14 protein-coding genes are annotated in these 14,017 nt (G+C 63.1%); 4 read left to right on the plus strand and 10 right to left on the minus strand.

The annotated features are described in order from the left end of the window. Nucleotides 1-67: 67 nt before the first annotated feature. The gene (locus NTD80_RS23020; RefSeq protein WP_262135125.1) at nucleotides 68-1,021 is read right to left on the minus strand and encodes a FecR domain-containing protein; all 954 of its coding nucleotides are present in this window, start codon (nucleotides 1,019-1,021) and stop codon (nucleotides 68-70) included. Beyond that, nucleotides 1,018-1,515, minus strand: a complete 498-nt coding sequence (locus NTD80_RS23025) for a sigma-70 family RNA polymerase sigma factor (RefSeq protein WP_065907596.1) — start codon at nucleotides 1,513-1,515, stop codon at nucleotides 1,018-1,020. The genes NTD80_RS23020 and NTD80_RS23025 overlap by 4 nt, the downstream gene beginning before the upstream one ends. A 133-nt stretch (nucleotides 1,516-1,648) precedes the next feature. Between NTD80_RS23025 and NTD80_RS23030 the strand changes: the two genes are divergently transcribed. Continuing rightward, nucleotides 1,649-2,803: a DUF1624 domain-containing protein gene (locus tag NTD80_RS23030; RefSeq protein ID WP_262135126.1), complete on the plus strand. Its 1,155-nt coding sequence runs from the start codon at nucleotides 1,649-1,651 to the stop codon at nucleotides 2,801-2,803. 303 nt (nucleotides 2,804-3,106) lie between these two features. On the opposite strand, the gene NTD80_RS23035 is transcribed toward NTD80_RS23030, so the two are convergent. Beyond that, nucleotides 3,107-3,712, minus strand: coding sequence for a LysE family translocator (locus NTD80_RS23035; RefSeq protein WP_065907594.1), 606 nt, complete (start codon nucleotides 3,710-3,712; stop codon nucleotides 3,107-3,109). A 141-nt stretch (nucleotides 3,713-3,853) separates the two neighbouring features. On the opposite strand from NTD80_RS23035, the gene NTD80_RS23040 reads away from it, so the two are divergent. Further along, nucleotides 3,854-5,497 carry a diguanylate cyclase gene (locus NTD80_RS23040; protein ID WP_262135127.1) on the plus strand — a complete coding sequence of 548 codons (1,644 nt, stop codon included), beginning with the start codon at nucleotides 3,854-3,856 and terminating at the stop codon, nucleotides 5,495-5,497. 84 nt (nucleotides 5,498-5,581) lie between these two features. Here NTD80_RS23040 and NTD80_RS23045 read toward each other — a convergent pair whose 3' ends face one another. The 7 genes from NTD80_RS23045 to NTD80_RS23075 form a co-directional block, all read right to left on the minus strand. After that, entirely contained in the window at nucleotides 5,582-6,418 is an 837-nt protein-coding gene (locus tag NTD80_RS23045; protein WP_120448917.1) for a phosphodiesterase, read from the minus strand. A 6-nt stretch (nucleotides 6,419-6,424) separates the two neighbouring features. Beyond that, complete coding sequence (locus NTD80_RS23050; RefSeq protein ID WP_065907590.1) at nucleotides 6,425-7,456, minus strand: ABC transporter ATP-binding protein; 1,032 nt, start codon at nucleotides 7,454-7,456, stop codon at nucleotides 6,425-6,427. Further along, nucleotides 7,453-8,247: an ABC transporter permease gene (locus NTD80_RS23055; protein ID WP_120448919.1), complete on the minus strand. Its 795-nt coding sequence runs from the start codon at nucleotides 8,245-8,247 to the stop codon at nucleotides 7,453-7,455. The genes NTD80_RS23050 and NTD80_RS23055 overlap by 4 nt, the downstream gene beginning before the upstream one ends. Continuing rightward, nucleotides 8,244-9,062 carry an ABC transporter permease gene (locus NTD80_RS23060; RefSeq protein WP_106803506.1) on the minus strand — a complete coding sequence of 273 codons (819 nt, stop codon included), beginning with the start codon at nucleotides 9,060-9,062 and terminating at the stop codon, nucleotides 8,244-8,246. Before NTD80_RS23060 ends, NTD80_RS23055 begins: the two co-directional genes overlap by 4 nt. Then, a complete protein-coding gene (locus NTD80_RS23065; protein ID WP_106803505.1) occupies nucleotides 9,063-10,067 on the minus strand; it encodes an ABC transporter substrate-binding protein in 1,005 nt (334 codons plus the stop codon). After that, on the minus strand, nucleotides 10,051-11,070 hold the full coding sequence (locus NTD80_RS23070; RefSeq protein ID WP_065907583.1) for a LacI family DNA-binding transcriptional regulator: 1,020 nt from the start codon (nucleotides 11,068-11,070) through the stop codon (nucleotides 10,051-10,053). Before NTD80_RS23070 ends, NTD80_RS23065 begins: the two co-directional genes overlap by 17 nt. A 121-nt stretch (nucleotides 11,071-11,191) precedes the next feature. After that, complete coding sequence (locus tag NTD80_RS23075; RefSeq protein WP_262135129.1) at nucleotides 11,192-11,362, minus strand: hypothetical protein; 171 nt, start codon at nucleotides 11,360-11,362, stop codon at nucleotides 11,192-11,194. Between the two features lie 185 nt (nucleotides 11,363-11,547). Here NTD80_RS23075 and NTD80_RS23080 point away from each other — a divergent pair, with 185 nt between their 5' ends. Together NTD80_RS23080 and NTD80_RS23085 are read left to right on the plus strand one after the other, a co-directional pair. Next, nucleotides 11,548-12,645, plus strand: coding sequence for a carboxynorspermidine decarboxylase (locus NTD80_RS23080; protein ID WP_106803504.1), 1,098 nt, complete (start codon nucleotides 11,548-11,550; stop codon nucleotides 12,643-12,645). Nucleotides 12,646-12,673: 28 nt separating this feature from the next. Continuing rightward, nucleotides 12,674-13,918 (plus strand): saccharopine dehydrogenase family protein, encoded by a 1,245-nt coding sequence (locus tag NTD80_RS23085; protein ID WP_065907580.1) that lies wholly within the window; start codon nucleotides 12,674-12,676, stop codon nucleotides 13,916-13,918. Nucleotides 13,919-14,017 lie beyond the last annotated feature (99 nt).

Consider the following 14,017-nt stretch of genomic DNA (forward strand, 5'->3'; position numbering starts at 1 on the left):
AAAGTTGAGGGTTCTCCCCTACACCGCACGACAACGAAAAAGGTATCAGCGAACAGGCAAAAAAGTTTCAGCGTGGCTCAACAGTGACCCAGTAACCCGTCAGGCTGCTGACCTTGACCGGCAACGTGTCCTGCAACAGGCGCAGGCTGGCATCGGTGTCGCGCAGCGGGAACGCGCCCGACACGCTCAACCCGGCCACACTGGCGTGACAGCGCAACACGCCCTGTCGGTAGCGGCCCAGTTCCTCGAGCAAATCCGCCAGGCGCATCTGCTGGGCCAGCAACATGCCGTTTTCCCAGGTCACTGCGCCCACCTCCAGCGGCGCCACCGCCGCCACGCTGTCACTGCCGAACGCGCCCTGTTCACCGGCCTTGAGGATCAGCCCCCGGCTGGCATGCAGCGGCAGCATTTCCACTGCGCCGTCGATCACCGCCACGCGGCTGCTTTGCTCCCCAACCCGCACGCTGAAATGCGTCCCCAGCGCCCGCGCGCTGCCGTGGCGGGTCTGCACGCTGAACGGACGGTGCGTCGGCGCCAGATCCTTGGCGGTGGTAATCAGCACTTCGCCTTGCAGCAATTCGATGCGCCGCACCTGATCGGTAAAGACGATATTCAGCGAACTGGCGGTGTTGATCAGCAGGCGCGTGCCATCCGGCAACGTGAGGTTGCGCTGCTCGCCGATGGCGGTGTGCTGGTCGGCGGTCCAGGCCTGCCAGGGCTTGTGCTGCCAGGCCAGCCAGCTCGCCGGCCCCGCCAGCAGCAACAGCCCGAGGGCCTGGCGCCGACCCAGGGCTTTCTTGCGGCCGATGCGCTTGAGGGTTTCGCCGGCAATCGCGCCGGGCACGCTGTTGAAGTCGCCGAGGATCGCTTCCGCCCGCTGCCAGGCCTGGGCGTGCTGCGCGCTGCGGCACTGCCATTGGGCGATGGCGCGGCGATCCTCGTCGGTGGCGCTGCCGGACTGCAACTGCACCATCCAGTCAGCGGCTTCGCCGAGGATCAGCGGGTCGATCGACGGGCTCATGCCACGCTCAGGCAGGCGAGAAATGCATCGCGCATGTAGCGCTTGACCGACACCAACGACACCTGCAGGTGCTCGGCGATCTGCGCGTAGGTCAAGCCGTCGATCTGCGACATCAGGAAGGCCTGGCGGGTTTTGTCGGGCAGGTCGCGCAGCATGGCTTCGATGCGGTACAGCGCTTCGAGGATCAGCCAGCGGGTTTCTGGCGACGGCACTTCCTGCTCGGGCAGGTGGGCAATGGTCTCAAGGTAGGCGCGCTCGACTTCCTGGCGGCGCCAACTGTCGATCATCAGGCCCTTGGCGATATGCGTGAGCAACGCACGCGGCTCGCTGCCAAAACCGTTGCCGGGCTGGCGGGTGAGCAGGCGCATGAAGGTATCGTGGGCCAGGTCGGCCGCGTCGCTGGCGTTGCCCAGCTTGCGGTCGAGCCAGCGGTACAACCATCCGTGGTGTTCGCAGTACAGGTCCTGGATAGGCAGATTGAGGGGGGACGACATGCGAGTCACCGGCGCGGGGCCAAGGAGTAATTAAGAATTGATCGCATTCTAATCTGCACAACGAAGCACGGCAACGCGCAAATTAATGTTATAGGATAACGCTCCTCGCCCGCCCTGCCCTGTGATGCCGCCCATGACCGACGCTGTTCCCCAACGCCCACGCCTGCTGGCCATCGACGCCCTGCGCGGCCTGGTGATCCTGTTCATGCTGCTCGACCACGTGCGCGAAACCTTCCTGCTGCACCGCCAGGTCAGCGACCCGATGAACATCGACAGCACCGAACCCGCGTTGTTTGTGAGCCGCACCCTCGCCCACCTGTGTGCACCGGTGTTTGTGCTGCTCACGGGTTTATCCGCGTGGCTGTACGGCCAGAAGTACCAGGGCCGGCGCGATGTTTCGGCGTTCCTGTTCAAGCGCGGACTGTTCCTGGTGGTGCTGGAGTTCACCCTGGTCAACTTCGCGTGGACCTTCCAACTGCCGCCCAGCGTGATCTACATGCAAGTGATCTGGGCCATCGGCGTGAGCATGCTCGCCCTCGCCGCACTGGTGTGGCTGCCGCGTCCGTTGCTGATCGCGGTGGCCCTGGTGATCATCGCCGGGCACAACCTGCTCGATGGCCTGCACTTCACGCCGGGGTCGGCGCTGCAAAACGCCTGGGCGATTCTGCATGAGCGCGGTTGGATCGAGATTGGCGACGCGTTGCGCCTGCGGATCACGTATCCGGTGCTGCCGTGGATCGGCGTGATTGCCCTCGGCTACGGCCTCGGCCCATGGTTCGCGAATGCCCTGCAGCCGGCGCTGCGCCAGCGCTACCTGTTGCTGAGCGGTGCGGCAGCGTTGGTGGGGTTCCTGGTGGCGCGCGCGGCCAATGGCTATGGCGAGAAACCCTGGCAGGCCTATGACCACGGCGTGCGGACGCTGATGAGCTTTTTCAACGTCACCAAGTACCCGCCTTCGCTATTGTTTCTGGCGCTGACCCTAGGGCTCGGATTGCTGCTGTTACTGGCGTTTGAACGTGCCGGACAAAAACGCTGGATCGGCGTGCTCGCCACCTTCGGCGCGGCGCCGATGTTCTTCTACTTGCTGCATCTTTATGTGCTGAAAATCCTCTATGTCATCGGAGTGGCGCTGTTCGGGCTCAACCAGGGCAACTATTTCGGCGCCGACAGCATCGGCACCATCTGGCTGGTCGCGTTAGTCCTGCCTGTGGCGTTGTACGTGCCAGTGCGTTGGTTCGCCAGACTGAAAGCCCGTAGGCGGGATTTGGCTTGGCTTAAGTACCTTTGACTCAACACGGCCGAGTGTAGGAGCTGGCCGGACTCCAATACATCTGACCCAACACGAACTAATGTGGGAGCTGGCTTGCCTGCGAAGGCGGTGTGTCAGCACCAGATGTATTCATCTGACCCACCGCTTTCGCAGGCAAGCCAGCTCCCACATTTTGATCGCGCCCAGTCAGTTAGGTATGTAGTTGACTCACACAAGCCAAGCCACCCCGACCTGGCCGGACTCCAATACCTCTGACCCAACACGGCCTAATGTGGGAGCTGGCTTGCCTGCGAAGGCGGTGGGTCAGCACCAGATGTATTCTCACGTTGAAACCAAATGCACATAGAACGCGTGAAACATGAAATACGCGCACACCGCCAGCGCCACGCCCATGCTCCGGTTGAACAGTGTGAAGGCCGACGCTCCATTGATGCGCCGCCCCAGCACCGCGCCCAGCAGTGCATACACCCACGGCGCACCGAACGCCCCGAACGCCAGTAATGCCGAGACCCCGGCGATGGATGCCCCGGTAATGTGCGCCGCCGGCAACATCACACTGGTGATCGGCAACACTGCCATGATGCCCTTCGGGTTGAGCAACTGGATCACCAGGCCATTCCAGAACGTGAGGGTCCTGGTCGCAGGGTTTGCGGACTCTTCAACTTCGGTGCGCGCGTTGAACACCTGATAGGCGAGGTACAACGTGTACACCCCGCCAATCAACGAGATGTACGGCAGCACCGCCGGGGAGATGAGCGCTTCGCCGGTGTAGCCAAACAGCACGAACAACAACAGCATCGCGCAACCAACGCCGATGAAAAACCCGGTGGAGCGCCGGAACTGGCCGGTGAGCCCGGCATTCAGGCCCATGAAATTCACCGGACCTGGGCTGTACATGACACTGAAGGCGTAGAGGAAAATATCCATGGGGAACCTGCAATAGAAGAAGTGAGGCGAGTCTACTGAGGCGCCCTGGCGTGCTTCTTGAACGTTTGTGGTCCCAAGTGCTGGCACGCTCTGTGGTATTACGCCTACCCTGTAATAACGCCCAGTCGACGAAAGCCCCCCATGATCAAAGCCAGTCTGCGTAGTCACCTGACCCTGTGGTTTGCCGGTTTGTCGCTACTCACGTTATTGAGTGTGGGGGTCTATGTCGGCCATATCGCCACCGAACAGATGAAACAGGCCAGCGGCAACGCGCTGTTGAGCACGGCCCGCTCGACGGCGGCGCTGCTGGCGGTGCAATTGCGTGAACGCCAGTTGGAAGTCTCGCTGCTGAGCAAGGCGCCGATCATGCGCAAGGGCGACCTGGATGCGCCGGACATCCTGACCTTGATGGAGCTGCGCACCCAGTCGCGCGCCGAGTACGCGTGGATGGGCGTGGCCGACGCCAACGGTCAAGTGCGCCAGGCGGTCAACGGGTTGCTGGTCAATCAGTCGGTGCAGCAGCGCCCGTGGTTCCAGGCCGGCATGCGCGGCGAGTACACCGGTGATCCTCACGAGGCGGTGCTGCTGGCCAAGCTGTTGCCGGGTTCGCCGAGTGGCGAGCCGCTGCGCTTTATCGACTTTGCCGCGCCGATTCGCAACGCACAAGGCGAAACCATCGGCGTGTTGGGCGCTCATGCGCACTGGCGTTGGGTCACGCAAATCGTCGATTCGGCCGTGATGCAAAAAGACGCGATCCCCCAGATCGAGGCGCTGATCGTCGACTTCGATGGCAAGGTGCTCTACCCGGAGTTGCTGGCCGGCGAGCAAATGCCGCCAGACCAGTTGCGCAGCGCGTCCGGCTGGTCGACCGGCAATGGCTACGTCACCGCCTCCATCGCCGTGCCGAGCCCGTCCAACGCGAAAATGACCTGGTACATCATGGTGCGCCAACCGCTGGATGTAGCGCTGGAACCGGCGCGCACCCTGCTCTACAAATTGCTGGTGCTGGGCTTGCTGGCTGCGGTCGTGTTTGTGCTCGCCGCCTACTTCCTGGCCTCCTCCCTCAGCCGCCCGATCGAGCGCCTGGCCAAATCGGCCAAACAGGTGCAGAACCACCAGCCCGGCGCGGTCTTCCCTCAGGACCACCCCGTGCTGGAAATCGCCCAACTGGGTCGCTCCCTCACCGGCATGACGCAATCATTGCTCTCCAAGGAACGCGAACTGCAAGAGGCCAACGCCTCCCTGGAAGCCACCGTGGCCCAACGCACCGCCGACCTCACCCAGGCCAACGCCGACCTGCTCAAACTGGCGACCCACGACGCCCTGACCGGCGTGTTCAACCGGCGTCGCTTCGATGAAAAACTGGCCGAGAACAGCCTGCTGTTCCAGCGCACCGGGCGCACCTTCGCGCTGCTGCTGATCGACGCCGACTACTTCAAGCGCGTCAACGACACCTACGGTCACGCCATCGGTGATGACGTGCTGTGCCAGCTCGCGGCGCTGATCGAAAACACCACCCGCGCCACCGACTTCGTCGCGCGCTACGGCGGTGAGGAGTTCGCCGTGCTGCTGCCCGAAGTCGAGGAGCCGGACAGCCCCGAAGTGGTCGCCGAAAAAATCCGCGCGGCCGTGGAAGCCGCCGTATTCCCGACAGTCGGCCACGTGACGGTGAGCATCGGCGTCGGTGTGGCCGAACCCTCGGACCGCGATTCCCTGGCGTTGCTCAAACGCGCGGACATGCGCTTGTACGAGGCCAAGGGTTCAGGCAGAAACCGCGTGGCCTGAGCCCCGTCCTGGACCGTGGCGAGGGAGCTTGCTCCCGCTGGGGTGCGCAGCTGCCCCCATCCCCGCCATGGAAAGCCCGATGTTTCAATCAATCAACCCATTCGCGTCATAAAACGGGTACGGCCCCGGGTACTCCCCGAACACGCCGTTGTGGCTGATCAACCCCTGCTGCGCATCCCAGCGATGCAGCAAGTACCCCGCCGGCTCCAGGTTGAAATGCGCCGGCGCGGTATCTTGCAAGTCCAGCACGATCTGGTGCGAAGTGCCGGGACACACGCAACTCATGCTGCCGCCGAAACGCCGCTGCATCGGCCGGTGCAGGTGCCCACACAATAGGCGCTCCACTTGCGGATGGCGGGCCACGACTGCTTCCAAAGCCGCCGCGTTGATGAAGGGCTCACGGTCCATATGCCCGATGCCGCTGATAAACGGCGGGTGATGCAGGATCAGCAGCGTGGGCGCGTCGGGGCGCAGTGCCAGCTGCTCGTCGAGCCACTGCAATTGGCTGTCCAGCAACTGCCCGCCGTGGCCGCCCGGAATGGTCGAGTCGAGGCCGATCAGGCGCAGTGGATGCGCGTCCACCACCCAGTCCAGCGGCCCCTCGGCCGAGGCCGGCAAATAGGCGTGATCACGGAACGCATCGAGCATCGGCCCGCGCGCGTCGTGGTTGCCGGGCACCAGGTAGACCGGCATGTGCAGGCGCGCCAGTTCAGGGTGCAGCACCGCGTATTCATCGGCGCGGCCGAAGTCCACCAGGTCACCGCTGACCACCACGATATCGGGCCGTGGGTGGCTGGCGTTCAGATGATCGACGGCGCGGCGCAGCGCACCGAGGGTATCGACCACGCCATAGGTGAGGCGCTGGCCGGCTTTAAGGTGCAGATCGCTGATCTGCGCAACAACAAAGGCACGATTGGACATAAGTTCTCAGGCGTTCAAGGTGAACAACATGTGCGGTGTGATCGCCAGGGCAATCGGCGCGCCCACGGCGTAGAGCTGGTTGTCGCTGCTGTCGACCAGCAACGGTTGCGGACCGCCCACATCCACCAGCAGGCGGCTCTGCGCGCCCTGGAAAAACTGCGCCAGCAGATGGCCGTGCAGGTGCCCCTCGCCGTCCATCACGCGCAGGTGTTCAGGGCGGCAGTACACCGTGCCGGGCAGGTTGGCCGCCTGCCACGGCAATTCGCCGCCGCAGACTTTCAGGCCCAGGGGCGAGGCTTCGAGCACCGAGAACGCATTCAGGTTGCCGACGAATCCGGCGACGAACGCGTTGGCCGGTTTCTGGTAGATATCCCGCGGGCTGCCCAACTGCGCCACGCGGCCGTGTTCCATTACCAGGATGCGATCACCCAGCGCCATGGCTTCACCCTGGTCGTGGGTGACGAACACCGAGGTGATCCCCAGGCCCCGCAACAGTTGATCCAACTCGCTGCGCAGGCGCTCACGCAATTGCGCATCGAGGGCCGCCAGCGGCTCATCGAGCAACAGCACTTTCGGGCGCGGTGCCAATGCACGGGCCAGGGCCACGCGCTGGCGCTGGCCGCCGGACAACTCGTGGATGCTGCGCTTGCCGTGGTGCTGTAAGCCCACCAGTTCCAGCAACTCGTCGCAGCGCTTGTTGCGTTCGGACGCCGACACGCCGCGAATCTTCAGGCCGTAGACGATGTTGCCGGCGACATCCAGGTTGGGGAACAGCGCGTAATTCTGGAAGACCATGCCCACGTCGCGACGCTCGATGGGCAGGCGGGTCACGTCCTGGTCGCCGAACAACACCTGGCCGACATCCGGACGTTCGAGGCCGGCGATCAGGCGCAACGTGGTGGTCTTGCCGCAGCCGGACGGGCCGAGAATCGCCAGGGTTTCGCCGCCTTCGACGGTCAGGTTCAAGTCATGCACGGCCACAGTGCCGTCGGCGAACGCCTTGCGACAGCCTTGCAGGCGAATAGTGATAGCAGTCATCGACGTTCTCCACGGGACAAACGCGCGCTGATGGCCTGCAGCGCAATCAACAGCGGCACGATCATCAGCAAAAAGATAAGGGTGTAGGCGCTGGCGATTTCCAGGCGCGCCGAGGCGTAGCTGTCGGCCAGGCCCACCGGCAGGGTCTTGGTCATCGGTGTGTGGAGCATCCAGGTCAGGTTGAATTCACCCAGGGACAAGGTCACCACCATCAGCACACCGGCGAGGATTCCCGCGCGGCAGTTGGGCACCACTACGCTGAAAAAGCGCTTGATCGGCCCGGCGCCCAAGCTCGCCGCCGCCTCTTCCAAAAGCGGCAAGTGCTGGCGCTGCATCACCGCCATCACCGGGCGCACCAGGAACGGCAAGGTAAACAGCACATGCCCGACCAGGATGAACAACCAGCTGCTGCGGAAGGTGCCGAACTGGCCGTAGGTCAGCAGCAAGGCCAGCGCACTGGCCAACCCCGGCATCGCCACCGGCAGCACCATCAACTCTTCGAAGGCACGGCTGAAGCGGTTGTTCATGCGCACCAGGGCATAGGCCGCCGGCACGCCGATCACGCAGACGCACACCGCGCACGCCAGCGCCAGTTGCAACGACAGCCACACCGTCGGCGAATAGGCCTGCCATACCTGGATCAACCAGTCGAAGGTCAAGCCACTGGACAGCCCCACAAAGAAATTGCGCGTGAGCCCGGCGAGCAATGACATCAGCACCGGCACCAACATGAAAGCGCACACCAGCAAGGTGAACAGCAGTTGAATCACAAACAGCGATGAGCGCTTCACAGGACCGTCCCCGCATTTTTCACCAGCCGGCGCGTGAGCAACAAGACCGCCCAGGTCAGCGCACCCAGCACCACCGACAACGCGGCGGCGACGGCAAAGTTGGCGTAGTTGGTGAACACGTTGTAGATCGCCACCGGGGTCACATTCAGGCGTGTGCCCAAGGTAAACGCGGTGCCGAAGGCGCCCATCGAGGTGGCGAAGCAGATCGCCCCGCACGAGGCCAATGCCGGCGCCAGGCCGGGCACGATCACGTCGCAGACCACGCGCCAGTGCCCTGCCCCCAGCGAATGCGCGGCTTCTTCCAGGCTGCGGTCGAGGCTTTCGCACGCGGCCATCACCGTGAGGATCACCCGTGGAATCGAGAAGTACAGGTAGCCGATAAACAACCCGGCCAGCGAGTAGGCAAAGATCCAGCGCTCACCCGCCAGTTGCAGGCCGAGGGAGGCCAGCAGGCCCTGGCGCCCCGCCAACAGGATCACCAGGAACCCCACCACCACTCCGGGAAACGCCAAGGGAAAGGTCAGCAGCGCGACCAGGGCCGAACGCCCGAAGAACTGCTGGCGCGCGAGGAACACCCCGCTGATGCCGCCGATCAACAGCGCGACCAGTGTCACTACGACCGCCAGCACCAGCGTCTGCCCCAGGCTGCCCAGGTATTGCGCACTGCTGAGTACCTGCCAGTAACCGCTGCCGAGGCTGTCGCGGCTCTCGGCGCCGAGCAGCATCAGGTGGGCCAGCGGCAACAGCCAGAACGCGAGCAGTACCGCACAGGCCGGGGCCAACGCCCAGGCCGCGTGTTTTGCCGATGCTGCCACTTACTTGACCTCGTTCAGGTAACGGGCGGCGAAGGCTTCCTGCACGGCGGCCATTTTTTCGTAGTCGACCACGCCGGCGCGGGCATAGTCGCTGTCGGGCAGGAATTGCGCGGCGACGTCGGCAGGCATTTTCAGCGGGCGCACCGGGCGCAGATAAGCCTTGGCCCACAGTGCCTGGCCGGCGTCGGACAGCACGAAGTCGAGGACTTTTTGCGCATTGGCGCGGTGCGGCGCGTTGGCCACCAGGCTCATCACATAGGGCACGCTGATGCTGCCTTCCGTAGGGATCACGAAGGCCACGTTGGCGTTGTCTTTGTAGCGCGCGCGGTAGGCGTTGAAGTCGTAGTCCACCAGGATCGGCAACTCACCGGAGAGCACCCGCGCGTACGCAGTTTGCTTGGGCACGATGGGCGCGTTTTTCGCAAGCTTCTGGAAGTAGTCGATGGCCGGGGCGAAGTTGTCGAGGTCGCCGCCCAGGGCGCGGTTGATCGCTACCGCCGAGACGTAGCCGACAAACGCGCTGGACGGGTCCAGGTAACCGACCATGCCTTTGTATTCAGGCTTGAGCAGGTCGGCCCAGCTGTGCGGCACCGGCAAGCCACCGAGCGCGTCGACGTTGACCATGATGCCCAAGGTGCCGGAGTGGATCGCGAACCAGTGGCCGTCCGGGTCCTTGAGGCCGGCGGGAATCTGCTCCCAGCCCTTGGGTTTGTAGCCGTCGACCACGCCGGCCTTTTGCGCCTGCAGCCCGAAGGTCACGCCGTAATACACCACGTCCGCCACGGGGGCGGCCTTCTCGGCCACCAGTTGCGCCAGGGATTGGCCGGAGTTCTTGTTGTCCAGCGGCACCTGCACGCCGGTGTCGGCAGCGATGGCCTTGAGTTGGGTGCCCCAGTCGGCCCAGTCCGGCGGGCAGTTGTAGCAAATTGCGGTGTCGGCGGCCTGGGCCAGGCCGGCCATACCGCAGAGCAGCACGGCTGCCAGGGTTTTACGCAATGCGCGCATCGAAGCTCTCCTCATGGGGTTGAGTGCTGTCGCCCGGCCGGATATGGCAAGGCAGGCAGTGGGATATCGGGTCGTTACCGGCGATCTGCGCCAGCAGTTGATCAATCACCGTGCTGGCGAGCAGTGCGATGGGCTGCACCACGCTGCACAGGGTCGGGTGCATCTGGGTGCCGAGGGCGATGCCGTCAAAGCCCACGACCGACAGTTGCTGCGGCACCTGCCAGGCATTGCGGCGCAGTTCGGCGATCAGGCTGATAGCCAGGAAATCGTTGGAACACACCAGCGCAGTCGGCGCCTGGGGCCCTTGCAGGCAGGCTTCGATAGCGGCGAATTCGGCTTGGGTGTGGGCCGGCATTTCGATCACCGGCCGGCTTGCAAGCCCGTATTCGCTCATCGCATCGCAGTAGCCCGCATAACGCAGCCGGGCCCGGTCCGACTGCAACGCAGGCCCGGCGACCATGCTGATGCGCCGGTGACCGGCTTCCAGCAAGTAGCGGGTAGCCAGGGCCATGCCCGCGCGGTTGTCGACCGACACGGCGCTGTAGTTGGGGTTGCCGGGTTGGTGGTAGGCGAGCACGAACGGGGTTTTTTCGCTGTTCAGGCTGCTGAGGACGGTGTTGCTTTCGGCGTCGGTCACCGTCAGCACCAGGCCGTCGACGCGCTGGCGCAGCAACTCTTCGACCACGCTGCTTTCGCGCTCGCTGTCGTAGTCCGTGGTGGCGAGCACCAGGCTGTAGCCGCGCAACCGCGCCGCACGCTCCATGGCCTGGAACTGCTCGGCGAACACCGGGTTGAGCAGATTGGGCACCACCACGCCAATCAATTGGGTGGTTTGCAGCCGCAACTGGCGGCCGAGCAGATTGGGGCGAAAGCCCAGCTCGCGGGCGGCGGCGAACACTTGCTCGCGGGTGGTCGGGCGCACCTGGTCGGGAGAAGCAAAGGTGCGGGCGGCAGTGGCACGGGATACCCCGGCCAACCGCGCAACGTCTTTCAGGTCAGTCATCGTCACTCGCTTGAGATCGATCTCATTGGCGAGGACAGTAGCGAGGGAATGTGGCAGTCACATGGTGGGTAGATGACAGTTTGATGTCACCGATAACCTGCAGGAGCCAGCTTGCCGGCTCCTACAGGGGGGTGTGGAGCCATCCTTTGTCGAGTGCGATCGCCAGGATGTGCTGGGCAGGCAGGTATCGGGAAATGGCCTGATAGGCGATGTCGAATTCTCCCGTCAATACCTGACGAAACTCGGCCAGGCCGCCCGAAGCCTCCAGCCAGTGCAATGTCCATGTGTCCATTCTCACCTCTCGTCGCTCCAGCCTGGTCCAATCACCATGACCGTTCATCATACTCACGGGCTGTCATATTCGCAGGCCAGATTAAAGGCGGCGCAGCAAAATCCGCCCACTAACCTTTCGATCTGATCCAAGTGCGGGCACAATGCGTGTCCTTTTTTGGCAGGCACCGCCGCAGGCTCTCAAAAATGATCAAAACGCCGTACTACCTCATCGATAAACAGAAGCTTCTGGTCAACATGCAGAAGATCGCTTACGTGCGCGAACAGTCCGGCGCCAAGGCCCTGCTGGCGCTCAAGTGCTTTGCCACCTGGTCGGTATTCGACCTGATGCAGCAATACATGGACGGCACCACCTCGTCGTCGCTGTATGAGCTCAAGCTCGGTCGCCAGAAGTTCGAAGGCGAGGCGCACGCCTACAGCGTGGCCTGGGCCGACGATGAAATCGAAGAGATGCTGGATAACTGCGACAAGATCATCTTCAACTCGATCAGCCAGCTGCAGCGTTTTGCCGAACGCAGTGAGGGCAAGACCCGTGGCCTGCGCGTCAACCCGCAGGTGAGCAGCTCCGACTACCTGCTGGCCGACCCGGCGCGCCCGTTCAGCCGCCTGGGCGAATGGGACCCGGAGAAGATCGAAGGCGTGATCGAGCAGATCTCAGGCTTCATGTTCCACAACAACTGTGAGAACGGCGATTTCAGCCTGTTCGACAAAATGCTCGGCACCATCGAAGAACGCTTCGGCGCGCTGCTGCACAAGGTCAAGTGGGTCAGCCTCGGCGGCGGCATCCACTTCACCGGTGAAGGCTATGCGCTGGACGCGTTCTGCGCGCGCCTGAAGGCGTTCTCCGAGAAGTACGGCGTGCAGGTCTACCTGGAACCCGGCGAAGCGGCGATCACCAACAGCGCCTCGCTGGAAGTGACCGTGCTCGACACCCTCTACAACGGCAAACACCTGGCCGTGGTCGACAGCTCCATCGAAGCGCACCTGCTGGACCTGCTGATCTATCGCCTCAACGCCAAGCTGGCACCGAGCGAGGGCGAACACACCTACATGGTGTGCGGCAAATCCTGCCTGGCCGGGGACATCTTCGGCGAGTACCAATTTGATCGTCCGCTGGCCATCGGCGATCGGCTGTCGTTCATCGACACCGCGGGCTACACCATGGTCAAGAAAAACTGGTTCAACGGCCTGAAAATGCCGTCCATCGTAGTGAAACAACTCGACGGTACAGTCGAAGTGGTTCGTGAATTTGGTTACGACGACTACCTGTCCAGCCTTTCGTAAGCTGGCGGATAAAGGAGAGATAAAGCAATTGAAAAAGAACGTTCTTATCATTGGTGCAGGAGGTGTCGCCAAGGTGGTGGCCCACAAGTGCGCGCAGCACAACGACGAACTCGGTCGTATTGCTATCGCGTCGCGCAACATCTCCAAATGCCAGGCCATCATCGACAGCGTCAAGGCCAAGGGTAGCCTCAAGGTACCCGCCGACATCCAGGCCTTCGCGCTGAACGCTTTGGACGTGGAAGCGACCAAGGCCCTGATCCGCGAGACACAATCGCAGATCGTCATCAACGTGGGTTCCGCGTTCCTCAACATGTCGGTCCTGCGTGCCTGCATCGACACGGGCGTCGCGTACCTCGACACCGCCATCCACGAAGAGCCGGGCAAGGTCTGCGAGACCCCGCCGTGGTACGGCAACTACGAATGGAACCACCTGGAAGAGTGCAAACAGAAGAACATCACCGCCATCCTTGGCGTGGGCTTCGACCCGGGTGTCGTCAACGCGTACGCCGCGCTGGCGCAGCAACAGCATTTCGACCGCATTGATTCGATCGACATTCTCGACGTCAATGCCGGCTCCCATGGCAAATACTTCGCCACCAATTTCGATCCGGAAATCAACTTCCGCGAATTCACCGGACAGGTGTGGAGCTGGCAGAACAGCCAGTGGACCAGCAACACCATGTTCGAAGTCAAGCGCACCGACGACCTGCCGGTAGTCGGCTCGCAGAACCTCTATCTCACCGGCCACGATGAAGTGCACTCGCTGTCGAAAAACCTCGACGTGCCCAACGTGCGGTTCTGGATGAGCTTCGGCGAACACTACATCAACGTGTTCACCGTGCTGAAAAACCTCGGCCTGCTCTCCGAAAAGCCGGTCACCACCGCCGAAGGCCTGGAAGTCGTGCCGTTGAAACTGGTCAAGGCCGTGCTGCCCGACCCGTCGTCGCTGGCGCCTGGCTACACCGGCAAGACCTGCATCGGCGACCTGGTCAAAGGCACCAGGAACGGCCAGCCGCACGAGGTGTTCATCTACAACGTGGCGGATCACGAAGAAGCCTTCGCCGAGACCGACAGCCAGGGCATCTCCTACACCGCAGGCGTGCCTCCGGTCGCTGCTGCGCTGCTGGTAGCCCGTGGTGAATGGGATGTGCAACGCATGGCCAACGTCGAGGAACTGCCGGCTGAGCCGTTCCTCAAGGCGCTGGACGTGATGGGCCTGCCGACTCGGATCAAAGACGAGCACGGTGATCGGGCTTGGGATGCGATTGCCTGATAGGCGATGGCTGACCGAACAAAAAAATGCGCCCCAAGGGGCGCATTTTTTTTGGGGCCAACCCAAACCTCCAACACAATGAAAATCAAATGTGGGAGC

This window comes from Pseudomonas sp. 13B_2.1_Bac1 (genome assembly GCF_025466155.1).
Taxonomy (GTDB): Bacteria; Pseudomonadota; Gammaproteobacteria; order Pseudomonadales; family Pseudomonadaceae; genus Aquipseudomonas; species Aquipseudomonas aylmerensis.